Source organism: Nocardioides sp. AE5, assembly GCF_031844485.1.
GTDB lineage: Bacteria > Actinomycetota > Actinomycetes > Propionibacteriales > Nocardioidaceae > Nocardioides.
This window is the reverse complement of the sequence record NZ_JAUZVI010000001.1, coordinates 552642-575830: the sequence shown is the minus strand read 5'-3', so window position 1 is coordinate 575830 and position 23189 is coordinate 552642. Positions and strand designations below refer to the sequence as shown.

General features: G+C 69.3%; 25 protein-coding genes. 13 read left to right on the top strand and 12 right to left on the bottom strand.

Annotated features, from left to right (window positions below; translation table 11 throughout):
• Positions 1-28: 28 nt before the first annotated feature.
• Positions 29-592: a hypothetical protein gene (locus Q9R27_RS02760; RefSeq protein WP_311250789.1), complete on the bottom strand. Its 564-nt coding sequence runs from the start codon at positions 590-592 to the stop codon at positions 29-31.
• Positions 593-787: 195 nt separating this feature from the next.
• Complete coding sequence (locus Q9R27_RS02755) at positions 788-1273, bottom strand: CarD family transcriptional regulator (protein WP_311250788.1); 486 nt, start codon at positions 1271-1273, stop codon at positions 788-790.
• Positions 1274-1486: 213 nt separating this feature from the next.
• On the opposite strand from Q9R27_RS02755, the gene Q9R27_RS02750 reads away from it, so the two are divergent.
• The 3 genes from Q9R27_RS02750 (at position 1487) to Q9R27_RS02740 (ending at position 3774) form a co-directional block, all read left to right on the top strand.
• Positions 1487-2275 (top strand): UbiA family prenyltransferase, encoded by a 789-nt coding sequence (locus Q9R27_RS02750; RefSeq protein ID WP_311250787.1) that lies wholly within the window; start codon positions 1487-1489, stop codon positions 2273-2275.
• A gap of 75 nt (positions 2276-2350) precedes the next feature.
• Positions 2351-3031, top strand: a complete 681-nt coding sequence (locus Q9R27_RS02745; protein ID WP_311250786.1) for a hypothetical protein — start codon at positions 2351-2353, stop codon at positions 3029-3031.
• A complete protein-coding gene (locus Q9R27_RS02740) occupies positions 3031-3774 on the top strand; it encodes a phosphoglyceromutase (protein ID WP_311250785.1) in 744 nt (247 codons plus the stop codon). The genes Q9R27_RS02745 and Q9R27_RS02740 overlap by 1 nt, the downstream gene beginning before the upstream one ends.
• Positions 3775-3902: 128 nt before the next feature.
• On the opposite strand, the gene Q9R27_RS02735 is transcribed toward Q9R27_RS02740, so the two are convergent.
• The 3 genes from Q9R27_RS02735 to phoU form a co-directional block, all read right to left on the bottom strand.
• Complete coding sequence (locus tag Q9R27_RS02735; protein WP_311250784.1) at positions 3903-4538, bottom strand: NAD(P)H-binding protein; 636 nt, start codon at positions 4536-4538, stop codon at positions 3903-3905.
• Positions 4535-5227, bottom strand: coding sequence for a hypothetical protein (locus Q9R27_RS02730; protein WP_311250783.1), 693 nt, complete (start codon positions 5225-5227; stop codon positions 4535-4537). The genes Q9R27_RS02735 and Q9R27_RS02730 overlap by 4 nt, the downstream gene beginning before the upstream one ends.
• An 85-nt stretch (positions 5228-5312) precedes the next feature.
• Positions 5313-5963: a phosphate signaling complex protein PhoU gene (gene phoU / locus Q9R27_RS02725; RefSeq protein ID WP_311250782.1), complete on the bottom strand. Its 651-nt coding sequence runs from the start codon at positions 5961-5963 to the stop codon at positions 5313-5315.
• A 121-nt stretch (positions 5964-6084) separates the two neighbouring features.
• Here phoU and Q9R27_RS02720 point away from each other — a divergent pair, with 121 nt between their 5' ends.
• Genes Q9R27_RS02720 through Q9R27_RS02710 form a run of 3 tightly spaced genes read left to right on the top strand, consistent with a single transcriptional unit; the run spans position 6085 to position 9236 of the window.
• A complete protein-coding gene (locus Q9R27_RS02720) occupies positions 6085-7215 on the top strand; it encodes an ATP-binding protein (protein ID WP_311250781.1) in 1131 nt (376 codons plus the stop codon).
• Positions 7212-7892 (top strand): response regulator transcription factor, encoded by a 681-nt coding sequence (locus Q9R27_RS02715; protein ID WP_311250780.1) that lies wholly within the window; start codon positions 7212-7214, stop codon positions 7890-7892. Before Q9R27_RS02720 ends, Q9R27_RS02715 begins: the two co-directional genes overlap by 4 nt.
• Positions 7893-7952: 60 nt before the next feature.
• Positions 7953-9236 (top strand): peptidase C39 family protein, encoded by a 1284-nt coding sequence (locus Q9R27_RS02710; RefSeq protein WP_311250779.1) that lies wholly within the window; start codon positions 7953-7955, stop codon positions 9234-9236.
• Here Q9R27_RS02710 and Q9R27_RS02705 read toward each other — a convergent pair.
• The 3 genes from Q9R27_RS02705 to Q9R27_RS02695 all read right to left on the bottom strand — a co-directional run bounded on the left by Q9R27_RS02705 (position 9220) and on the right by Q9R27_RS02695 (position 11576).
• A complete protein-coding gene (locus Q9R27_RS02705; RefSeq protein ID WP_311250778.1) occupies positions 9220-9759 on the bottom strand; it encodes a YbjN domain-containing protein in 540 nt (179 codons plus the stop codon). The genes Q9R27_RS02710 and Q9R27_RS02705 overlap by 17 nt on opposite strands.
• Positions 9746-10999: a D-inositol-3-phosphate glycosyltransferase gene (mshA, locus tag Q9R27_RS02700; protein WP_311250777.1), complete on the bottom strand. Its 1254-nt coding sequence runs from the start codon at positions 10997-10999 to the stop codon at positions 9746-9748. Before mshA ends, Q9R27_RS02705 begins: the two co-directional genes overlap by 14 nt.
• Before the next feature lie 127 nt (positions 11000-11126).
• On the bottom strand, positions 11127-11576 hold the full coding sequence (locus Q9R27_RS02695; protein ID WP_311250776.1) for a hypothetical protein: 450 nt from the start codon (positions 11574-11576) through the stop codon (positions 11127-11129).
• 108 nt (positions 11577-11684) lie between these two features.
• Between Q9R27_RS02695 and Q9R27_RS02690 the strand changes: the two genes are divergently transcribed.
• The 3 genes from Q9R27_RS02690 to Q9R27_RS02680 all read left to right on the top strand — a co-directional run bounded on the left by Q9R27_RS02690 (position 11685) and on the right by Q9R27_RS02680 (position 14989).
• Positions 11685-12431 carry an SDR family NAD(P)-dependent oxidoreductase gene (locus Q9R27_RS02690; RefSeq protein ID WP_311250775.1) on the top strand — a complete coding sequence of 249 codons (747 nt, stop codon included), beginning with the start codon at positions 11685-11687 and terminating at the stop codon, positions 12429-12431.
• Between the two features lie 67 nt (positions 12432-12498).
• On the top strand, positions 12499-13188 hold the full coding sequence (locus Q9R27_RS02685) for an aspartate/glutamate racemase family protein (RefSeq protein WP_311250774.1): 690 nt from the start codon (positions 12499-12501) through the stop codon (positions 13186-13188).
• A gap of 466 nt (positions 13189-13654) precedes the next feature.
• Entirely contained in the window at positions 13655-14989 is a 1335-nt protein-coding gene (locus Q9R27_RS02680) for an AarF/ABC1/UbiB kinase family protein (protein ID WP_311250773.1), read from the top strand.
• Between the two features lie 19 nt (positions 14990-15008).
• Here Q9R27_RS02680 and Q9R27_RS02675 read toward each other — a convergent pair whose 3' ends face one another.
• Positions 15009-15359: a protealysin inhibitor emfourin gene (locus Q9R27_RS02675; protein ID WP_311250772.1), complete on the bottom strand. Its 351-nt coding sequence runs from the start codon at positions 15357-15359 to the stop codon at positions 15009-15011.
• A gap of 148 nt (positions 15360-15507) precedes the next feature.
• Between Q9R27_RS02675 and typA the strand changes: the two genes are divergently transcribed.
• Positions 15508-17445 carry a translational GTPase TypA gene (gene typA / locus Q9R27_RS02670; protein ID WP_311250771.1) on the top strand — a complete coding sequence of 646 codons (1938 nt, stop codon included), beginning with the start codon at positions 15508-15510 and terminating at the stop codon, positions 17443-17445.
• A gap of 132 nt (positions 17446-17577) precedes the next feature.
• Here typA and Q9R27_RS02665 read toward each other — a convergent pair whose 3' ends face one another.
• A complete protein-coding gene (locus Q9R27_RS02665; protein ID WP_311250770.1) occupies positions 17578-17823 on the bottom strand; it encodes a hypothetical protein in 246 nt (81 codons plus the stop codon).
• Between the two features lie 275 nt (positions 17824-18098).
• On the opposite strand from Q9R27_RS02665, the gene Q9R27_RS02660 reads away from it, so the two are divergent.
• The gene (locus tag Q9R27_RS02660; protein ID WP_311250769.1) at positions 18099-18335 is read left to right on the top strand and encodes a type II toxin-antitoxin system Phd/YefM family antitoxin; all 237 of its coding nucleotides are present in this window, start codon (positions 18099-18101) and stop codon (positions 18333-18335) included.
• Between the two features lie 96 nt (positions 18336-18431).
• Complete coding sequence (locus Q9R27_RS02655; protein WP_311250768.1) at positions 18432-18920, top strand: hypothetical protein; 489 nt, start codon at positions 18432-18434, stop codon at positions 18918-18920.
• Here Q9R27_RS02655 and Q9R27_RS02650 read toward each other — a convergent pair.
• Entirely contained in the window at positions 18893-20329 is a 1437-nt protein-coding gene (locus Q9R27_RS02650; protein WP_311250767.1) for an MFS transporter, read from the bottom strand. The two genes, Q9R27_RS02655 and Q9R27_RS02650, sit on opposite strands and share 28 nt — an antisense overlap.
• A gap of 198 nt (positions 20330-20527) precedes the next feature.
• The gene (locus Q9R27_RS02645; protein ID WP_311250766.1) at positions 20528-22147 is read right to left on the bottom strand and encodes an ABC transporter substrate-binding protein; all 1620 of its coding nucleotides are present in this window, start codon (positions 22145-22147) and stop codon (positions 20528-20530) included.
• Between the two features lie 196 nt (positions 22148-22343).
• Between Q9R27_RS02645 and Q9R27_RS02640 the strand changes: the two genes are divergently transcribed.
• Positions 22344-23075: a sulfite exporter TauE/SafE family protein gene (locus Q9R27_RS02640; protein WP_311250765.1), complete on the top strand. Its 732-nt coding sequence runs from the start codon at positions 22344-22346 to the stop codon at positions 23073-23075.
• The last annotated feature ends 114 nt before the right edge of the window (positions 23076-23189 follow it).

Below are 23189 nucleotides of genomic sequence, written 5' to 3'. Positions count from 1 at the left end.
CGACGCAACGATGGAGCGTTCGTGGGACCTAACCAGCCCGGACGCACTCCCAGGTGCCGCTGATCTCGATGCCATCGGTGTCGGCGACCTCGAAGTCGCCGCCGAGCCAGTCGTCGCGGATCCGCATCGTCCCGGTCAGCACCTCGGGCCACTCCACCCCGGCGACGGGGAAGAAGACCAGCCGCGCGGCGTACTCGCCGGGGGCCTCGACCTGCTCGTCCGCGGCCAGCACCAGGCCCATGAAGTCCCTGCGCAGGCTGTCGCTGACGCTGACCTGGTAGCTGCCCGCGCGGCCGCGGTTCTCCTCGACCGATCCCTCCTGGGGACCCGTCGGTTCCTGGCCGCACGTCATCCAGGCATCCCACTGCTCCGGATCGTCGAGCACCGTCGGCGTCATCTCGGTCGCGAACGTCGTCTCCGCGCCCTCCGGCGTACCGGCCGCGAAGAGGCCGGTGACCCGGACCGCCTCCAGTTGCTGACCCTGCAGGGAGATCGGATCAGCCGCCGCGCCCGGCGATGAACTGCACCCGGCCACCACCCCGGCGACCACGAGGACTCCAGCCACCACCCCCCGGACCCCGACACCTGTCATGGCGGCATACCTACCCAGCCCACGAACGCTCAATCCTCGATGCTCGAGAGCTCAATCGTTGCGCCTTGGAGATCAACGATTGAACCTTCGGACATCCATCATTGAGCGTTCGCGACGCAACGAGTGAGCGTTCGTGGGAAATGCAGCGGAGCCCCCGCAGGTGCGGGGGCTCCGAGGTTGATTCGGTGACGCAGCTCAGCTGGCGAGGACCTCATCGAGGATGGCTTCTGCCTTGTCCTCGTTGGTGCTCTCGGCCAGTGCCAGCTCGGAGACGAGGATCTGGCGAGCCTTTGCCAGCATCCGCTTCTCCCCAGCCGACAGGCCGCGGTCACGCTCACGGCGCCACAGGTCGCGGACGACCTCGGCAACCTTCATCACATCGCCCGAGTGCAACTTCTCCAGGTTCGCCTTGTAGCGGCGCGACCAGTTGGTCGGCTCCTCGACGTGCGCGGCGCGGAGGACGTCGAACACACGGTCGAGCCCCTCCTTGTCCACGACGTCGCGAACCCCGACCAAGTCAAGGTTGCACGCAGGGACCCGAACGACCAGGTCCTGCTGGGCGACGATGCGGAGGACCAGGTATTCCCTGTCTTCCCCCTTGATGGTGCGCGTCTCGATGTCTTCGATGACCGCTGCGCCGTGATTTGGGTAAACAACCGTTTCGCCGACGGTGAATGTCATGTGCCAAGTACCCCTTCCTAGGTGACCAGTCTAACACGGATCCGGAGCACCCCTTTCCGCGTTTGCGCAGGTCAGGTGCCATATCCGGGCTTGACAGAACGGCAACCCTTGTGGTGGGCAAGCGTCACCGACCGGCGGCAGGCGCCGAATTCGGGGCGCCGGATCCGGCGGGGACGGGTGCATTGATGCGACCTCTGGTCAATACTGCGTGCCATGCCTGTCAAGAAGTACAAGCCGGCGAAACGCGTCCGTGGCGGCCACAATCCACGGCTGCTCGACGAGGCCCCCTTCGACCTGGGCCGCTCACTCCCGGTCGCCCTGGTCCGGGCCAGCCACGCACGGCAGGCACTGCTCGTCGCCGTCGGCGTCACCGTCGCCGCGGCGCTCTCCGGCCGCAGCACCCGTGAGGTCGGCCTCGTGCTGATCACCGTGCTGGTCGGGCAACTGGTGATCGGGCTCCACAACGACGTGGTCGACGCGCGCCGCGACCGGGAACACTCGCGGGAGAACAAGCCCGTGGCCGAGGGCTACCTCGACCGCAGCAACGCCGGTTTCACCATCATGGTCGGCATCCTGCTGGTGATCCCGCTCTCGATCGCCAACGGAACGGCGGCCGGCATCGCGCACCTGGCTATCATCGCGCTGGCGATGCTCACCAATGCCGGCGTGCTGCGGCGTACCCGCTTCTCGTTCGTGCCGTGGGCGATCAGTTTCGGCCTCTTCCCCGCCTTCCTCTCGTACGGCGGCTGGGGCGGCGAGGGCAGCGGCGGCGCCCCGACCATCGCGATCACCCTGGCCGCGGCACTGCTCGGTGTCGCCCTCCACCTGCTCCGCTCCCTGCCCGGTCTGGTCGACGACAACAAGGACGGCAGCAGGAGCCTGCCGCTCACCATCGCGCTGCGCACCGGCGCGCCCCGCCTCATGCTGCTCTCGATGATCCTCACCGGCGTCGCCCTTGCCCTGCTCATCGTGGCAGCCCTCACCTCCGGACTCGTCCGGTGAGCGATAGGGTGTCACCCGAACGGTGCGGTCCGTCCCCGACGCGGTCCGCCTGACTTGACGACAAAGGCCTGCCAGATGAAGCTTCGCACCCGGTTCGCACGCGCCACCGCTGTCGGCGCCCTCGTGCTCCTCACCCCCGCGCTCACCTCGTGTGGCATGGATTTCGCCACCGACAAGGTCTACACCCCCGCTCCCGGGGCCAACGACCGCAGCGAGCGCGTCGACGTCCTCAACGCCGTGATCGTGGCCACCGCGGACGGCTCCGGCACCCTGGTCACCACGCTGGTGAACAACGACGTCGTCCAGGCCGGCGAGCCCTCCGGCTCCGCCGACCGTGAGCTGACCACCATCACCAGCGAGGGCGGCACTGTCGAGTTCACCGGCCCGGTGACCATCAAGGCAGCCGGCCACGTCCGGTTCTCCAACGACCCGGTCACCTCCGACCGCGACGGGATCGACCTGCCGGGCATCCGGGTCACCGGCAGCTTCAAGATCGGTGACTTCGTCCCGGTGACCCTGCAGTTCAACGAGGGCGAACCGGTCACTGTCGAGGCCCCCGTCGTGCCCAACAACGGCCACTGGGCCTGCCAGGACGGGCCGGAGCTCACCCCGAACCACCTCGATGAGTACGCCCACCACGAGCCGCACACCGTCACCTGCCCCGAGCCGGCCGGTACGACGGAGGAGGCCATCCAGGCGGACGCCGACGCCGAAGCCGAGGCAAACGCTGACGCCAGCGGCACGGAATCCGAGTGATGGCCCACACCCTGATCCTGCTCCGCCACGGCGAGAGCGAGTGGAACGCGAAGAACCTCTTCACCGGCTGGGTCGACGTGGCATTGACCGAGAAGGGTCGTGCCGAGGCGGTCCGCGGCGGCGAGCAACTCAAGGCCGCCGGCCTGCTCCCCGACGTGGTGCACACCTCGCTGCAGCGGCGGGCGATCAACACCGCCGCCCTTGCACTGGATGCCGCTGATCGCCACTGGATCCCGGTCAAGCGCAGTTGGCGCCTCAACGAGCGCCACTACGGCGCACTGCAGGGCAAGGACAAGAAGCAGACCCTGGCCGAGTTCGGCGAGGAACAGTTCATGACCTGGCGCCGCTCCTTCGACACCCCACCCCCGCCGCTGGACGACGCCAGCGAGTTCTCCCAGGCCGACGACCCGCGCTACGCCGACCTCGGCGACGAACGTCCCCGCACCGAGTGCCTCAAGGACGTCATCGCCCGCATGCTTCCCTGGTGGGAGGCCGAGATCGTCACCGACCTGCGCTCCGGCAAGGTCGTGCTGGTCGCCGCCCACGGCAACAGCCTCCGCGCCATCGTCAAGCACCTGGACCAGATCGGTGACGAGGAGATCGCAGGCCTCAACATCCCGACCGGAATGCCGTTGGTCTACCGCCTCGACGAGGACCTGCGGCCCACCGTGGCCGGCGGCGAGTACCTCGACCCCGAGGCTGCCGCAGCGGCTGCCGCAGCGGTCGCGAACCAGGGGCGCTGACCCCCGGCATACGACGCCGGCGTACGACGTACCGAGCGACATGCAGTTCGGACGATCTCACTACGCCCTGAGCGGCAACCACTGCTCCAGCGCGCCGAACTGCATGTCCGTCCGCGCGGGGCAGCGCCTCACAGGCTCGCGTTGACGACGACCTGGATGCCCGGCCGCGGCCGGGCGATCGCCTCGAGCAGCGCGGCGGCCACCTGGTCGACGTGGACCGGTCGCACCCGGGCCGGCAACAGCGGCGCGACGTGACGACTCGCCTCGCCGAGCCGGTCCCCCAGGGTCGTCGTACGGGTGCGCCGCCCACCCAGCAGCGCCGAGGGGCGCACGATGGTGAGGGAGTCGAAGCCCAGCGCAGCCAGGTCCGACTCGGCCTCGCCCTTGGTGCGCAGGTAGAGGTTGCGCGAGGTCGCATCCGCGCCCACCGAGGAGACCAGCCCGTACGCCGTGGCCCCGGCGGCCCGGGTCAGTTCGCCGATCCGGACCGGCAGCGCGTGGTCGACGTGGCGGAACGCCGCCGCGGTCCCGGCCTCCTTGCGCGTGGTCCCCAGCGCGCAGACCACGGCGTCGACCTGCCACCACTCGTCCGTCGGGTCGAGGTCGGCGAAGTCGACGACCGGATTGATCAACTCCGGCGTGGTCGTGGTGAGCGGCCGGCGGGTGGGCGCGACGACCCGCTCGAGCCGGGGGTCGGCCAGGGCCATCTCCAGCACCCGGGAACCGACCGCACCGGTGGCGCCCGCGATCAACACAGCGGTCACGACGCGTTCCCCGTCCCGGCAAGGCTCCAGCGATAGCGGCTGGTCGGCACCAGGTCCAGTCCCTGGTCGGCGCCCATCCGGGCCACGCTGGCCATCAGTTCGGCGATCCTCCGGTCGCGCTCGGCACGGTCGCCCCGGCTGCCGTAGAAGGCGTGGCTGTCGCTGATCGCCTCCATCGGGAAGTGTTCCTCGACGATCCCGGAGACCACCGGGGTCGCCTCGGTGAGCCGCTCCAGCACCACGTTCTGCACATAGGCGCTGGTGTTCTGGGTGCGGATCGCGATCGGCGTGTGCTCGACCATCCAGTAGTCCAGGTAATCCTCGGGCGCCATCGCCTCCGGACGGCGCAGCAGCGCGACCTGCGCGAGGACGTCGGCGCGGGTGCCATCGGCGACCCGGGCGCCATCGAGCCGGACGTGCTCGGCGACCGACCAGGCATGCACCTCGTCCTCCCCGGTCGCCCGGCGTACGACGTCGATCACCGCCCCGGGTGAGCCTGCGGTCCACACCGACACCAGCGCGGTCACGGGCGCGGCCGGGCCGAAGCGGAGCGCCTCGGCGACCGGTGCGTCGTCGACGTTGACCTGGAGCGCGGTGGCTCCGGTGGCGGCGAGCCCGTCACGCAACGGCTCCCCGCGCAGTACGTCGTCGAGCCCGGGCCGGTGGAGCGCGATGATCACCTTCGTCACGCGCGGAAACTAGCATGCCGGGCCCGTTGGCAGTCCTGGATCGTCCTGCTCGGTGGCAGGCTCCGGCGTCCCGAGCCCGGGAGCGTCAGGCGTCGGCGGGGATCTCGCCGGTCACGACGAAGACGACCCGACGGGCCGAGGAGACCGCGTGGTCGGCGATCCGCTCGTAATAACGGCCCAGCAGGGCCAGGTCGACCGCGGCCTCGATCCCGTCGTTCCACTGGTTGTCGAAGAGCTGGCGGAAGGTCTCGCGGCGCAACTGGTCCATCTCCTCGTCATCACTGACCAGGTCGTGGGCCGCGGCCAGGTCGCGGGTGGTGATCACGTGGGCGACCTTGCCGGCCATCTCCTGGGCGACGGCGGCCATGCTCCGGATCGTGGGCCGGGCCTGCTCGGGGACGGCGATGTCGGGAGCGCGCAGCCGGGCGATCTTGGCGATGTGGACCGAGAGGTCACCCATCCGCTCCAGGTCGGCGACCATCCGCAGGGCCGCCACCACGATGCGCAGGTCGCCAGCGACCGGGGCCTGGAGGCTGAGCAACTCGAAGGCCTTCTCCTCGACGTCCTCGCGGGCCAGGTCGATCTCGACGTCACCGGAGATCACCGCCTCGGCGACCGCAACGTCGCTGGTGAGCAGGGCATCGGTGGCGCGCCCGACGGCGGCCTCCACCCGGGTGGCAATGGCGGCCAGGTCGGCGAAGACGGACTCGAGTTCCGCGCGGAAGACTTTACGCATGCGGCAGAGGCTAGGCAGCCTCTCCGACCTCCGGCCGGTGATCATGTGAACGCAGCGTGAACAGACGGTTCTCACACCGGCCCCGGGCTCCGTCATCCCGGAGGATGGCTACGATCGTGCTGTGCCGTCGCCCCAGGTGATCCTCTCCGTGCTGCTCGCGATGTGCATGATCGCCGGCGTACTGGTGGCCTTCCTCTACAGCGAGCGACAGCAACGCGCCGTACCACCGACCCCCGAGCCACTGGTGCCGGCCGGCGCCGCCGCGGTCCTCTCCGTGCTGCGCTCCAGCGGTGTCCTCCTCGACGACTCCGACCTGGTCCTGAAGGCATCTGCCCCGGCCTATGCACTGGGCCTGGTCCGTGGCGACCGTCTCACCGTCGACGGACTCATCGAGATGGTCGCGGAGGTACGCCGTGACGGGCAGATCCGCGAGGCCGAGTTCGAGATCCCCGACCGCTCCGGCAGTCCCTCCCGGCACATCAATGCCCGGGTCGCACCGCTGGGCGCCCGGATGATCCTGCTCCTGGTCGAGGACCGCACCCGCGAGCGCCTCATCGAAGCGGTACGCCGTGATTTCGTCGCCAACGTGAGCCATGAACTGAAGACGCCGATCGGCGCGATCAGAATCCTGGCCGAGGCAGTCCAGGACGCCTCGGACGACCCGGAGGCCGTGGAGCACTTCGCGGGCCGGATGATCACCGAGAGCGAGCGACTCACCCTGCTGGTCCAGCAGATCATCGAACTCTCCAGGCTCCAGGCCGACGACCCGCTCAACGAGCCTCACCCGATCGACGTCGACGACGTGGTGGCGCTCGCCCTGGCCCACGTCCGCACCGATGCCGAGTCACGCAACGTCGAGGTGGTCTGCACGGGCGAGACCGGGCTGGAGGCACTCGGCGACGCGGACCAGATCTCGATGGCAGTGAGCAACCTGGTCGCCAACGCGGTCACCTACTCCCCCGACGCTGCCCGGGTCCTGGTCACCACCCGGGCAGCGGACGGCTGGATCGAGGTCGCCGTCACCGACCAGGGCATCGGCATCCCGTCCCAGGAGATCGACCGGATCTTCGAGCGCTTCTATCGGGTGGACCCTGCCCGGCACCGCTCCACCGGCGGCACCGGGTTGGGGCTCTCCATCGTCAAGCACGTCGCGGCCACCCACGGAGGCGACATCCGCGTATGGTCCGTCGAGGGCCAGGGTTCCACCTTCACCCTGGTCCTTCCCCAGAAGATGCAGGAGGAACGTCCGTGACACGCGTGCTCGTGGTCGAGGATGAAGAGAGTTACAGCGATGCGCTGGCCTACATGCTGCGCAAGGAGGGGTTCGAGGTTGCCATCGCCAACGACGGCAACCAGGCGCTCACCGAGTTCGACCGGGCCGGCGCCGACATCGTCCTGCTCGACCTGATGCTACCGGGGATCCCGGGCACCGAGGTGTGCCGCCGGATCCGCCAGGTCTCGGCAGTCCCGGTGATCATGGTCAGCGCCAAGGACGAGGAGGTGGACAAGGTCGTCGGCCTGGAACTCGGCGCGGACGACTACGTCACCAAGCCCTATTCGCCACGGGAACTGGTCGCCCGGATCCGGGCAGTGCTGCGGCGCGGTGCCGCCGAGGAGGCCCTGGACACCGGGATCCTGGAGGCCGGGCCGGTGCGGATGGACGTCGAGCGACACGTGGTCACCGTCGACGGTCGCGAGCAGAAACTCCCGCTCAAGGAGTTCGAGCTCCTCGAGATGTTCCTGCGCAACCCGGGCCGGGTGCTCACCCGGGGACAGTTGATCGACCGGGTCTGGGGCTCGGACTACGTCGGTGACACCAAGACCCTCGACGTACACGTCAAGCGGCTGCGGGCCAAACTGGAACCGGACCCGGGTGCCCCGACCTTCCTGGTGACGGTGCGGGGACTGGGCTACAAGCTCGACCTGTGACCCGATAACAATTCATTCACTCCCCTCCCACCAGCCCCAATGGTCACCTAGAGTGCAGCCATGTCCCCTGCGTCCGCACGCCGTTGGTCCTTCCGCTCCCCCGTCCGGGCGGCAGCCGCGGCATCTGCACTGGCGCTGGCTTGCGTCGCACTCACACCGACCGCCGCACCAGCAGCCTCCCCCACCACCTCGATCCGGCACATCACCAGCACTGCCGACTTCCAGGCCGGCACGCTGCAGGGGGCCGTGGCCAGCAACGGTTCCCTGCGCATCGCGTCCTCGCCGCTGGGCACGACCACCTTCAAGGACCCGCATTCGGGGAAGAGCGGCCGCTATGACTACGGACGATTCACCTCGCCCTGGATCAGCACCGGGATGGACGCCACCAGCCTGATCCCGTCCTGGAACGCACAGACCGACGGATCGACCTTCCTGCGCGTCTTCGTCCGCACCAAGTCCGGGTCCACGGTGAGTTCCTGGGACTCGGTCGCCACGTGGGGCATCTCGGAGACACCCCTGGCCCGCAACTCCGCGCCGAGCCAGCCCGATGACCTGAACCAGTTGCTGACCGACACCCTGGTCAGCAACGGATCGTCGCGGATCAACGCCTGGCAGGTCCAGGTCGACCTCTACCGCATCGCCGGGACCACCCGGACACCGGTGCTCCACTCCCTGAGCGCCGTGGCCGCGACGTACAAGAAGCGGACGCCGAACAGCACCAGCAAGACCACGATGACCCGGACCGTGGAACTGGACGTGCCGACCTCATCACAGATGACGCACCGCGGCCACTTCCCCCAGTGGGGTGGCGGCGGCGCGGCGTGGTGCTCTCCGACCTCCACCTCGATGGTGCTGCGCTACTGGAACCTCGGTCCGCCGGCATCGGCTTGGTCCTGGGCGGACGAGGCGAGCGGCCACGTGGACCATGCAGCCCGTTACACCTACGACCATGAGTACGGCGGTGCCGGGAACTGGCCGTTCAACGTGGCGTACGCCGCCCACTACGGCGCCCAGGGATTCGTCACCCGGTTGTGGAGCCTCCCGGACGCCGAGACCTTCATCAAGGCCGGGATCCCCATCGTGGTCTCGGTTGCCTTCGGCAAGGGCGAACTCCCCGGCGCACCGATCTCCTCCACCAATGGCCACCTGATGGTCATCGTCGGGTTCACAGCCGACGGCCGCGTCATCGTCAACGACCCTGCGGCTGCCAACGACGCCCAGGTGCGGCGTACCTATCCACGCAAGGAGTTCGAGGCGGCCTGGTTGAAGGGATCCGGCGGTGTCACCTATGTGATGGCCCCTGCCTCGCACCCGCTCCCGCCTGTGTTCAAAGGCCGCTGGTAGGACCTGCCGCCCCGGACTCGCTCTCCAGCCACCCGCGGAACGCCTCGAGGTTCTTCGTCGACTCGCCCCGCGAGGTGCGCCACTCCCACTCCTTGCGGATCGAGGAGGCAAAGCCGAGCTCGAGGATCGTGTTGAACGACTCGTCCGCCGTGCTCAGCACGGTGCCGAGCAGCTGGTCCAGGTCGTCGACGGCGTCCAGCGGCAGCCGTCCGTCGAGGTAGATGTCGCCGTGCCGGTCGACGGCGAACGCGACGCCGTAGAGGCGCAGGTTCTTCTCCAGCAGCCACTGGTGGACGCCGGCATGGTTCTCGTCAGGGTTGCGGCAGACGAAGGCGTGGATGCCCAGTGCGTGCCGCCCGACGTCGACGCGGACGGGGGTCTGCAACTTCCGTTCCCCGGGCAGGGCGAAGGAGAACATGCCGGCGTCGTACTCGAACTCGACCTCGTTCTCCTCAAGCCAGACCCGCACCCGCGCGACGTACTCGGCGGGGGCCTGGTCGGCGAACTCCTCAGACCCGGACATCGGGCGCCTCCTTCATCAGTCCTGCCGCCCGTTCATAGACGGCCAGCGTGCGCTCGGCGGTGCGCTCCCAGGAGAACTGCCGTGCCTGCTCGCGGGCGCCGGCAGCGAGGTGGTCGCGCAGTTGGGGGTCGCGGACGATCTTGCGCAGGTGTGCCGCCCACTCGACCGGGTCGTGGCTGTCCACCAGCAGGCCCGAGACGCCGTCGTTGACCACGGTTGGCAGGCCACCGACGGCAGCGGCGACCACCGGCGTACCGGCGGCCTGTGCCTCGACTGCGACCAGGCCGAAGGATTCGTTGTGCGAGGGTACGGCGACCAGGGTGGCCGCCGCGCACCAGTCGGCCAGCACCGCCTGGACCACTGGCGGCACGAACCGGACCACGTCGTCGAGGCCAAGGTCGCGGGCGAGTTCGGCGAGCGACTCGGGATGCTCCAGGCCCGATCCCGACGGACCGCCCACGATCGGCACCAGCAGTTCGTTGCGCAACCCCGGGTCATCGGCCAGAAGCACCGCCACCGCACGGAGCAGTACGTCGGGTGCCTTCAGCGGTTGCAGCCGCCCGGCGAAGAGGAGGACCTGGGTGTGCTCGTCGATGCCGAGCCGTTCCCGGGCGCCGGGCCTGGGCCGGAAGACGTCGAGGTCGACGCCGGGGTGAACCACCTCGATCCGCTCCGGGTCGGCTCCGTAGAGGTCGCGCAACTGCCCGGCCTCCAGGTCGGTGTTGGCGATCAGCATGTCGGCAGCCTCGACCACCTGCTCCTCGCCGAGCACCCGGGCCGCGGGCTCGGGGGCGTCGCCGGTGGCCAGCGCGGCATTCTTCACCTTCGCCATCGTGTGCATGGTGTGGACCAGCGGGACTCCCCAGCGGTCGCGGGCCAGGGCGCCCACCTGTCCGGAGAGCCAGTAGTGGGAGTGGACGGCCGCGTAATGGCCGGGCAGGTGCGCCGCCTCGGCCCGCATCACTTCACGCGCGAAGACGCACAGTTGCGGCGGGAGCTCGGCCTTGGACAGGCCCTCGAAGGGACCGGCATGGACGTTGCGGACGATGATGCCCTCGCCGACCTCGATCAACGGCGCCAGCCGCGAGGAGGTGGCCCGGGTGAAGATGTCGACGCCGACGCCGCGCGCGGCCAGGCGCCGCGCGAGCTCGAGGACATAGACGTTCATCCCGCCGGCGTCACCCGTCCCGGGCTGGTCCAGGGGAGAGGTGTGCAGGCTGATCATCGCAATCCGGCTCATCACTCACCTCCTCGTCCGCGTGGGCCAACAACCCGACCGGGCCAACTATTCCACGGTGGCGGTGTAGTCGTCCCCGAGCCGGCACGTGCTGACGCCGTACGACGCCGAGGCGGCACGTGTTGACGGCTCAGATCGCGTGGGTGCCGCCACTGCCGGAAGGCGCAGGGGGTTCCGGGTCGGTCACGGCACTCGCCGGGCCCCAGCGCTTCGGGCCCGCGGGAGCTGGGGCGTCGCCGTCCTGGTCACTCTGGTCGCCCCTGCCACCAAGCGCTGCCACGGCCAGGCCCAGGCCGATCGCGGCGACGGCGACGACCAGGTCGGCCGCCTCGGTGTCGATCGCGGAGCGCAGCGTTGCCCAGACCGAGCCGAGCAGTGCCACCACGCCGATGCTGACGATGCCCTGGAGCCACAGCGGTGCCCTGGGTACGACGCGCAGCCCCAGCACCAGCACGGCCAGGGCGAGCAGCCCGGCCGCGCTCCACTTCAGGATGTCGGCCCCCGCCTGGTCCTCGATGAAGTGGCGCGCCAGCAGGCAGGCGCCTCCGAGGACGGCAGTGATGCCGGCAACGACGTGCACGACGAGCAACCTCCTGAGGGACGGAGCCGGATCCCCCAGTCTGCCGGGCCGCTCCACGCCTGTCATCCCCGGTGGCCCTGCGCGGCGGCGTACGGGCAGAATCGGGGCATGAGCCAGCAACGCACTGCCGTCGTCACCGGAGCCTCCAGCGGGATCGGGGAAGCCACCGCCCGCACCCTGGCCGCCGAAGGGTTCCGGGTGGTGCTGGCTGCCCGGCGCCTGGACCGACTCGAGCGGACAGCAGCCGAGATCGGCGGTGTCGCCTGCGCTTGCGACGTGACCGATCCCGCGTCGGTGGCGGCGCTGGCCGAGGCGGCCGGCCCGGTGGTGCACGTGGTGGTCAACAACGCCGGCGGCGCCTTCGGGGTGGACCCGATCGAGACCGCCGATCCAGCGCAGTGGCGCCAGATGTACGACGTGAACGTGATCGGCCTGCTCCAGGTCACCCAGGCGCTGCTGCCCGCGCTCCGCGCCTCCGGGGACGGACTGGTCGTCAACATCGGCTCGACCGCAGGCCGGGTCGCCTATGAGACCGGCGGGGGCTACACCGCGGCCAAGCACGCCACCAAGGTGGTCACCGAGACGATGCGTCTGGAACTGGTCGGCGAGCCGATCCGGATCAGCGAAGTGGCGCCGGGGATGGTGAACACGCCGGAGTTCTCCCTGGTCCGTCATGGCGGCGACCAGGCTGCCGCCGATGCGGTCTACGCCGGGGTTCCCGACCCGCTCGTGGCCGCGGACGTGGCCGATGCGGTCGCCTGGATCGCGACGCGCCCGGCGCACGTGAACATCGACGAGCTGGTGATCAAGCCGCGGGCCCAGGCCGCCCAGCACAAGGTGCACCGGACGAGTTGAGCCTTTGCGGCACGCCGGTTTTGGCGAAGAGGTGGCATGAACTGCTGTCTCAGGGGAGACTGCGCGTGTGCAGACCATCGGACTGATCGGCGGCATGAGCTGGGAAAGCAGCGCTGCCTACTACAAGCAACTGAACCTGGGCGTCGAGAAGCGACTCGGTGGCTATTCCTCTGCCCGCACGGTGATGTCATCGGTGAACTTTGCCGAGGTCACCGAACTGGGCAAGAACGAGGACTGGGACGGCGTCGCGGAAATCCTGGCCCAGGCCGCCCGAGGGGTGGAGCGCGCCGGGGCGGACTTCCTGATGCTGTGCACCACAACGTTCCACCGGGTGGCCGAGCAGGTCGAGGCCGCGATCGGGATCCCGTTGCTCCACCTGGCCGACGTGGTCGCCCAGGACTGCGTGGCCAACCGGGTGGAGAAGGTCGCCCTGGTCGGCACCTCGTTCGCGATGTCACGGACCTTCTTCACCGACCGGATCGCCTCGCACGGCCTTGAGGTGATGGTCCCGGACGAGTCGCGCCACGACATGATCAACTCGGTCATCTACGACGAACTGGTCCACGGCCGGATCCTCGACATCTCGCGCCGCAAGTTGGTCGAACTGATCGACGGCCTGTGGGACGACGGCGCCCAGGGCGTGATCCTGGGGTGCACCGAACTGGAACTGCTCATCGAGCAGGCCGACGTCGAGGTTCCGCTCTTCCCGTGCACCACTCTGCACGTGCAGGCCGCGCTCGACCGTGCGCTGGCCTGAGCGCGAGGAGTGAGCCGGAGGTACGCCGAGGAACGAGGTGTGCCGCAGGCGAGCCCCGCAGCGCTCGGCCCAATCCAGCGCTGGCCTGAGCGCGAGGAGTGAGCCGGAGGTACGCCGAGGAACGAGGTGTGCCGCAGGCGAGCCCCACAGCGCTCGGCCCAATCCAGCGCTGGCCTGAGCGCGAGGAGTGAGCCGGAGGTACGCCGAGGAACGAGGTGTGCCGCAGGCGAGCCCCACAGCGCTCGGCCCAATCCAGCACCGGTCGACGGCGCACCCACCACCGCTAAACCATGTGGACCACGTGGTTGAGCACTGACTGTTGGGGTGCGCGGGGTGATGTGCGCGATCTGGAAACGAGTTGCTATGCCATTCACTGTCACCTGATGCCCGCAAACGACACAGCAGTGTTGATCCCGGGCCGGCGGCCGGGGTTTGTGGCGACGCCTGGATGGCTAGGCTCAGCATCATGAAGGACGAACCGCGGGACACGCCGATGCGCAAGTCGGCCCTCGGCCGCACGGTTCGCCTGGCGACCTTGCCCGCGGCGTACGCCGGACGCACCACGCTCGGGGTCGGCAAGCGCCTGGTCGGGCGACCCGCGAACGCGGTGCTGACCGAGGTCCAGCAGCGCACCGCCGATCAGATCTTCGCCGTGCTCGGCGAACTCAAGGGCGGCGCGATGAAGTTCGGCCAGGCGATGAGCATCTTCGAGTCCGCACTTCCCGATGAACTCGTCGGCCCCTACCGCGATGCGCTGACCAAGCTGCAGGACTCCGCTCCCCCGATGTCGCAGCGGATGCTGGAGCAGGTGCTGGTCGAGGACCTCGGCTCCGACTGGCGCTCGATGTTCACCAGCTTCGACGAGCGGCCGATCGCGTCGGCCTCGATCGGTCAGGTGCACCGCGCGGTCTGGTCCGACGGCACGGATGTGGCCGTCAAGGTGCAATATCCGGGCGCGGCCAAGGCGCTGCGCTCCGACATCAAGCAACTCGGCCGGATGGCCCGCCTCTTCACTGTGCTCGCCCCGGGCATCGACATCAAGCCGCTCCTGGCCGAGGTCGAAGACCGGATGGCCGAGGAACTCGACTACACCCTGGAGGCGACCTCCCAGCAGGTCTTCGCGGGCGAGTTCGCCGACGACCCCGACTTCGTGGTGCCGCGGGTGCTCGGCAACAGCCCGCGCGTCCTGATCACCTCGTGGATGGAGAGCACCGGCTCGCTCGCGCAGGTGGTCAAGGAGGGCACGCCTGCCGAGCGCGACCACTACGGACAGCTCTACGCCCGCTTCCTGGTCGCCGGCCCGACCCGGACCGGCCTGCTCCATGCCGACCCCCATCCCGGCAACTTCCGGGTGCTCGCCGACGGCCGCCTGGGCGTCGTGGACTACGGCGCAGTGGCGCGCCTCCCCGACGGGTTCCCCCGTCCCCTGGGTGAGTTGCTCTCCCGCGCCGTCGACGACGACTGGGATGCGGTGACCGCAGGGTTGCGCGAACAGGGCTTCCTGCTCCCGAAGGTCGACTTCACCCCTGAGGACCTGGCCGACTACCTCGGTCCATTCCTGGTGGCCGCCCAGAGCGAGGAGTTCACCTTCTCCCGTGAGTGGTTGCGCGCCCAGACGGTGCGCGTGGCGACACCCACGCAGGAAAACATCTCCCGGGCCTTCAAGCTGAACCTGCCGCCGGATTACATGCTGATCCACCGGGTCTGGCTCGGCGGCTTCGGCGTGCTGTGCCAACTCGAGGCGACGGTCGGCTTCCGCGGGCTGCTGGCGGAGTACGTGCCGGGCTTCTCCCCCGCCTGACTCGCAGCGGGCACGGGCGTCAGGAGGTGGTGCCGAGCTCGAGGACCAGCTCGACCAGGCGGCGTACGTCGCCGTGCACCTGGGACTCGGCGAGCACCACCGGATCGGCGCCCGCGACGGTGATCGTGTAGCCGAACCTGTCCGGATGCGGCCTGCCCGACGGCGTACGCACCGCGAGCAACCGGGCCAGCAGCCCGCGGCCCGGGCGGACCCGCGCCACGAGCGCCTGCACCTCCGCGACCCGCGCATCGGCCCGGCCCGCGGCAGGGTCCAGGTCGACCCGGCCACTCACGGCACGGCCGGTGATCCCGCCGGTACGCCGCACCTCGACGTACCCGGGCACCGTGTCGCCGTCCACCGCCTCGTCCATGGCTCCAGTGTGCCCGGGCGTCCCCGACGTGACCCAGGACATGGCCGCTGCGGCGGTTGCGATTTTCAGGGCATCGGGCCCCAGCCACTAGGATGGACCGGCCTGCGGGAGGCGTGGGCCAGTCCACACGAAAGCACACGGCCACCGCATGTCTGCAAGCCCTGAATCAGCGAGCCCCGAATCAACCACGACGCAGCGCATCGACCTGCGCAACGTCGCCATCGTGGCCCACGTCGACCACGGCAAGACCACCCTTGTCGACGCCATGCTCCACCAGGCTGGGGCCTTCACCGCCCACCAGGCCGAAGGCGTCGCCGAGCGCGTCATGGACTCCGGTGACCTCGAGCGCGAGAAGGGCATCACCATCCTCGCGAAGAACACCGCGGTGCACTACGCCGGGCCGGCCGCGCAGGAGTCCGTCGGCGGGCCGATGGTGATCAACATCATCGATACCCCCGGCCACGCCGACTTCGGTGGCGAGGTCGAGCGCGCGCTCTCCATGGTGGACGGCATCGTGCTCCTCGTGGACGCCTCCGAGGGGCCTCTGCCGCAGACCCGCTTCGTGCTCCGCAAGGCGCTCAACGCCGGCATGCCGGTGATCCTGGTGGTCAACAAGACGGACCGCTCGGACGCCCGGATCTCCGAGGTCGTGGACGAGACCTACGAGCTGTTCATGGACCTGCTCGACGACTCGCACAGTCAGGACGCGCTGGACTTCCCGGTGGTCTATGCCTCGGGTCGCGCCGGCGTCGCGGGTCTGGAGCAGCCGGAGAACGGCGCGCTGCCGGACTCGGAGAACCTGGAGCCGCTCTTCAAGACGATCCTGGAGACCATCCCGGCCCCGACGTACACCGAGGGCGCCCCGCTGCAGGCGCACGTCACCAACCTCGACTCCTCGCCGTTCCTGGGCCGCCTGGCCCTGGTCCGCGTCCACCACGGCGAGCTGCGCAAGGGCCAGACCGTGGCCTGGATGCAGCGCGACGGCCAGGTCAAGAACGTGAAGGTGACCGAGCTCCTGGTCACCGAGGGGCTGGAGCGCAAGCCCGGTACGTCGGCCGGTCCCGGAGACATCGTCGCCATCGCCGGGATCCCGGAGATCACCATCGGTGAAACGCTGGCCGACCCGGAGACCCCGGTCGCGCTGCCCCTGATCCACGTCGACGAGCCGGCAATCTCGATGACCATCGGGACCAACACCTCTCCCCTGGTGGGCCGGGTCAAGGGCGCGAAGGTCACCGCTCGCCTGGTCAAGGATCGCCTCGACTCCGAGCTGATCGGCAACGTGTCGCTGCGGGTGCTGCCGACCGAGCGCCCCGACGCGTGGGAGGTGCAGGGCCGTGGCGAGCTGGCGCTGGCGATCCTGGTCGAGCAGATGCGGCGCGAGGGGTTCGAGTTGACCGTCGGCAAGCCACAGGTGGTGACCCGCGAGGTCGACGGCAAGATCCACGAGCCGTTCGAGCGCCTCACCATCGACGCCCCCGAGGAGTTCCTCGGCACCATCACCGAGCTGCTGGCCAACCGCAAGGGCCGGATGGAAGGGATGACCAACCACGGCACCGGCTGGGTGCGGATGGAGTTCGTGGTCCCTGCGCGTGGCCTGATCGGCTTCCGCACCGACTTCCTCACCGAGACCCGCGGCACCGGCATCGCGCACCACATCTCCGAGGGGTACTTCCCCTGGGCCGGCGAGATCCGGGCCCGCAACAACGGCTCCCTGGTCGCGGACCGGGCTGGCGCCGCCACGGCGTACGCGATGACGTCGCTGCAGGAGCGCGGTGTCCTCTTCGTGGAGCCGACCACCGAGGTGTATGAGGGCATGATCGTCGGGGAGAACTCCCGCGCCGACGACATGGACGTGAACATCACCAAGGAGAAGCAGCAGACCAACATCCGCTCGGCCACCTCGGACAACTTCGAGAAGCTGATCCCGCCGAAGCGCCTCTCCCTGGAGCAGTGCCTGGAGTTCTGCCGCGACGACGAGTGCGTCGAGGTGACGCCCGACAGCGTCCGGATCCGCAAGGTGATCCTGGACCAGAACGAGCGCGCGAAGATCGCGAGCCGGGCGCGCAAGGCGAACAAGGGCTGAGCAGCCCGGACAACGCGGAAGGTCCCCGCCATCTGGCGGGGACCTTCCGCGTTCGTACGCCGCGGTGCATCGCCACCTGACCGTGTGCCGCTCCTGGCGATGCATCGGCAGGAGCAGGACTGGGCGGTCGGTTCAGGCGCTGCGCAGGTAGCGCACCAGTGCCCGGCGCACCAACTCCTGGGGAGATTCCCCATCATGCTCGGCACGTGCGACTATCTCGTCCAACAGGTCAGTGGGCACCGACGGCGCTTCTCGTGTGTGCGGGTTGGGTTCGCCCGGACGGCCATCGAGGTCATGGCCGCGTTCGGCTTCTGCCGCGGCCCTCGCAATCTGGTCTCCACTCAGACCAGAAACGTGGTCAGCCATCTCAAACATCATCGTTGCCCTCCTCTCGGTTGATACTTCTTGCGCACCTTCATCGCATGGATCACGACTTCCACGCCAACATCGCCCGGGATGGAAACGATTTCCAGCGGCCTGCCAGCGTCGTCCACTCCGAGGTAGAGCCATTTGTCCGGGTCCTCAACGTTCGGGAGCCAGACCGGGAGTTACACCATGACCGGGGACGTCACCCTTCCGCGTTCGTACGCCGCGAGTGCCCGCCGAGCGCCGTGGTAGTTACGTAGTACGTTGGTGGAGAGGAGGTGGGAACCATGAGTGTCGTCAACGCACGTACGGTCAACCAATCCCCGTCGAAGGTGAAAACCCTGGCCGCGGATCGCCCTGTCTTCATCACTGACCGGGAGCGCCCCACCCTGGTGGTCCTGAGCATCGATCACTACGAGCACCTGACGGGCACGGGGAGCGTCCGCGAATCATTGCGCATGGACGAGGAGATCGACTTCGCCCCCGTGGTCTCCGGTCAACTCGGCCGGGTCGCAGGCCTGTGACCTACCTGCTCGACACCAATGTGGTCAGCGAACTCCGCAAGCCCTCCGCCGATCCCCACGTCGTACGCTGGGCCGACCAACTGACTGCCTGAGACCATGACCACTCCCCACAGTGTCATCGGCGGCTTCGACCGGGCCGGCCGGTGGTGGGTGCTGGCGTTGTTCGGCGCCGGTGGTGCAGCCCTGGGTGCGCTCCTCCCACTGCTGGCGGGCTGGGCCGCCGACGTGCGGTGGGTCCCGTTCCGGGGGCCGCTCAGGTTCCTCGGCTCCTTCGACCAGGAGTGGCTGGTCTGGGGGCGTCCGGCGCTGGGCCTCCTCCTCGGCCTTGCCGCAGCGGCCTGGGTGATCGCGGACTCCCCCGTCCTGGAGGTCGACGCCGGGCAGATCGTCGTACGCCGTCGCGGCGAGGTGGACCTGGTCATCGAGCGCGCACGGGTCAACGTCGTACACCGGAAGGGGTCGAAGACGGTGATCGAGGACGCCCGGGGTGAGAAGCTCTTCGAGGGCGACGTCGAGGGCGGCCGCACCGCCATCCGCGATGCCCTGCTCGCCCACGGCTATCCGTGGGACGGCCCCCGCGACTGAGCGGCCGCGGTCTCCGCCGCACCGCGTTCGCGCATCCGCGCCCGTGCCGGTCCGGCCAGCGCCAGGCAGGCCAGGGCAGCGACCAGCGAGACGCCCAGGCCGACCGTGGCGGCGGCGACGTAACCGCGCTCCTGCGGCGCGCCGGAAGCCGACGCGGAGTGGACCAGCAGCACCGCCGACAAGGCGCTGCCGATGGAGAAGCCGATGTAGCGCAGCACCACGTTGAAGCCGATCGCACTGCCCGTCTGCACTGCTGGCACGACGCGAGCCATCAGCCACGGAATCGAGTTGAAGGTCATCCCGTTGGCCAGGCCACCGATCGCCATCACCACCGCGACCTGCCACACCTGGTCGTGCGCCACGATGAGGAACAGGTTGCCGCCGGCAAAGGTGGCGCACCCCAGCGGCAGCAACAGGTCGGGCGGGATGCGGTCGGCGAGCCGGAGCGACACCCTGGCCCCGATCGCGCTCGCCACGGCGTACGGGACCATCATCAGCCCGGCCACCGTCACCGACCGGCCGAGCCCGAAGCCGGTGGCGGGATCGATCTGGACCAGCACCACCACCGTGGTCATCAGCAGATACATCCCCACCCCGGCCAGCAGCGCGGCCAGGTTGGCGCCGACGGCGCCAGCACGTACGGCGAGGCGCAGGTCGACCAGGGGGATCCGGGCGCGGAGCAACCATGCGGCACACGCACCCAGCAGGGCGAGCCCGACCAGGCCGCCGCCGGCCACCCGCGCCGAGGTCACGCCGAACGTCGGGGCCTGGGTGATCGCCAGCAGCAGCACGACCAGCCCAGCGGCCAGCAACGCTGCACCCACCCAGTCCACCGGCCTGCTGGTGGATTCGGTGGCTGGCGGCACGGTGAGCATCGCCAGGACCAGGGTGGCCAGGCAGGCGGCCGCTGCCACCGCGAAGGCGCCCTTCACTCCGAGGAGGTCGGCGAGCCCGGCCGCGATCGGGAAACCGAGCCCGGCGCTGACCACCGTGCTCAGCGAGATCATCGCCATCGCCTCGCGCTGGCGGTGTGCCGGCAGCGCATCGCGGGCCACAGCAATGGCGAGCGGGTTGATCGCAAAGCCGATGCCCTGCAGCGCGCGGCCACCGACCAGCGCTTCGAAGCCGAGCGGCAAGGCGGCGAGCAGGCAACCGACGGTGACCAGTCCGAGCGCGCCGAACATCACCCCGCGCCGACGGCGACCGGTGCCCAGTGCCCCGATCAACGGCGTGGTCACCGCACCCGCCAGGAGCGTTGCCGTCAACGACCATTGGGCGGTGTCGAGGGACACCTCCTCGTGGGCGGCAATGTCGGGCACCATCGGCGCTCCGAGGCTCGCCACCACGCCGGTCACCATGGCCATCGTGAGCAGTCCGGCCCACAGGGCGCGATCGGTCTGCAACGGCATGTGTCCCAGCGTGGCGCGGCACCGGTGGCCTGTCCGGATCACTCCCGCTGGGCAGCACCGGCAGCGCAACGATTGAGCGTTTGCGGCGCAACCATTGAGCGTTCGCGGCGCAACCATTGAGCGTTCGTGGGAAACAGGTGGGCCCGGCCCCCCTTTCGAGGAGCCGGGCCCGACCGTTCTTTCAGGAGCTGGTCAGGCTCACTTCTCGATCCATGCCTCGTCGAAGAGGATCAGGGTCTCACTGCTGGGCTTGATCCCGTGGACGTCCTCGTTCCACACGTTGACCATGGCACCGGCGTTGATCGCCACACCCGGGGCGTCGCTGGCCCAGAGCGCCTCGATCTTGGTGAGCGCCTCCTTGGCCGAGGCCGGGTCGCCGGCCTGCTGCACCTCGGCGATCAGCGCGTCCATCTCCGCGCTGGCGTAGCCCCCGACGTTCACCGGGGAGTAGGTGCTCAGCGCCGAGTGGAGCCGGCCGGCCACGTCCTCGTCGTGGATCGAGGTTGCCGCAGCGGCGATGTCGAAGTCGTGGTCGACGTAGATCTTCTGGACCTGGTCGGCGATGTTGGTGACCAGGTCGAGGGTGACCTCGAAACCGACCGCCTCGAACATGGCCTTCATCGCTTGGGCTCCGGCCTGCGAAGCAGGCTGGTTGTTCCCCACAATGGTGACCTTGCCGTCGAAGCCGTCGGCCTTGGCCTCCTCGACGAGCTTCTTGGCGGCCTCGGGGTCGACCGCCATCGGCTCGACGCCGGTGGACCATTCCGAGTCGGGACCGATCAGGGTCTTGCTCGGATCTCCGGCACCGTTGGCAGTGCGCTCCAGATAGATCGTCGGGTCGAAGGCGAGGGCCAGTGCCTGACGGACACGCGGGTCGGCCGTGGGGTGTCCCTCACGGGCGTTGAACCACAGGTTGTTGGCGAGGCCTGCATAGGTCACCGCTCCGGGGAGGTCACCCTCGATGACCTCGTCGACCAGCGCGGTGGCGCGGATGAAGGTGACGTCGACGCCATTGCTCTTCAACGTCTCATAACCGGTCTGGTCGGCCCCCAGGACCATGAACTCGATCTTGTCGAGGTTCGGACGCCCGTTCCAGTAGTCCTCGTTGGCGACCACGACGGTCTTCTCCTGCGGTGCATAGCTCTCGAAGACGAACGGTCCGGCACCAATCGGCTTGAACGCCTCGGGGTCGGCGTACGCAGCGGGAGCCAGGATCATGCCGACACCGTTGGTCAGCACGATCGGGAACCGCGGCCAGGCCTGGTTCATCTCGATCTGCACGGTCAGCGGGTCCACCGCGGTCATCGACTTGATCTGCGACTTGGTGAGCAGAGCGTGCAGTCCGTAGGCGTTGGTGTAGTAGGTGATCGAGCCGATGACCGCCTCGGCGTCCAGCGGCGTGCCGTCGTGGAACGTGACCCCCTCGCGGAGCTTGATCGTCCACGTGATGTCATCCGAGCTCTCCACGGACTCGGCCAACTGAGGGACGAACTCGTCGGTCGCCGCGTCGTAGCGGACCAGGGTGTCATAGACGGCGGCCATGATGTTGCCGCCGGTGGATCCGGTCGGATAGGTCTGCGTCGGGTTCAGGGTGCGCGCCTCGCCGTACTCCGAGACGCGCAGGGTGCCGCCCTGCACCGGGTCACCGGCATCGTCCTGGACGTTGATCAGACGCGTGGTGTAGTCGACGGAGCCGGGCGCGTCGTCCTTGTTGCCCGAGTTGTTGTCGTCCGAGGTGTCGGCGCACCCGGTGACAACCAGGGCCGTCGCCGCGAGCAGGCCTGCCCACCGCACGCGGCGCGAGATGCGTGTCTTCACTGTTCCTCCATGTCTCACCGGTGGTCCGAGCTCACCTGTTCCGTGTCTTGGGTCACAGCGTGGATGCCAACCGCCCGCCGCCTCCGGCTGCATCCCACTCACCGGGAAGAACATCGGCCGACCCTCCGCGTCGCCCGTTCCCGGACCAACGGGACACCCTCCGACGCCCCGGGATGGCCTCGCCTACTGTTCGCACGTGAGCGAACTCGTCATCCTGGCCGGCAGCGCCCTGGGCATCTTCGTGCTCGCGGCGATCGCCCAGGCCGTGAGCGGGTTCGGTGCTGCCATGATCGCGATTCCGCTGCTGTTGCTGGTCGTCGATCCGGTCACCGCGGTGGTCGCGGCGACCTGCGTCAGCACGGTGCTCTCCGCCTATGGGTGGCACCGCGAACGGGACCACGTGGTGGTCCCCCTGGTACGCCGGCTCACCGTCGCCGCGATCGTGGCCATGCCGGCGGGACTCGCCGTATTGCTCCTGGTCGAGGCCTCCACGCTGACCCGGCTGATCGGGGTGATGCTCGCGATCACCGTGCTCGCCCTCGCGTTGCGCCTACACCTGCCCGCCGGGCGCCGCTCCCAGGTGGCCGCGGGCGCTGCCAGTGGCGCGCTGCTGACCTCGACCGGGATGAACGGGCCGCCGCTGGTACTGCTGATGCAGGCCACCGGCGAACCCCCGCGGCGGGTCCGCGCCAGCCTGCAGGCTGCCTTCGCCCTGCAGGACGTCATTGCCGTCGCGCTCTTCGCGACCGTCGGCAAGGTGACCGGCGAGGTGCTCCTGGTCTCGGCCATCGGTGTGGTCGGGATGCGCCTGGGCTGGGCCCTGGGCGACAAGGTCTTCCACCGGATCAGCGCCGGCGGCTTCCGAGTGGTCGTGCTCGTCGGCCTGGCCGCGGCCGCTGCCTCGTCCCTGGTGATGGCCGGGCACTGATCGGCGTACGCCGGGGCGCGCGTCGTACGCCGGGCCGCCCGGGCGCATATGCACCGTTCCGGCCCCAGAACAGCGCACCCTGGGGACGTTCGGGTGCACATGCACCCGAACGGT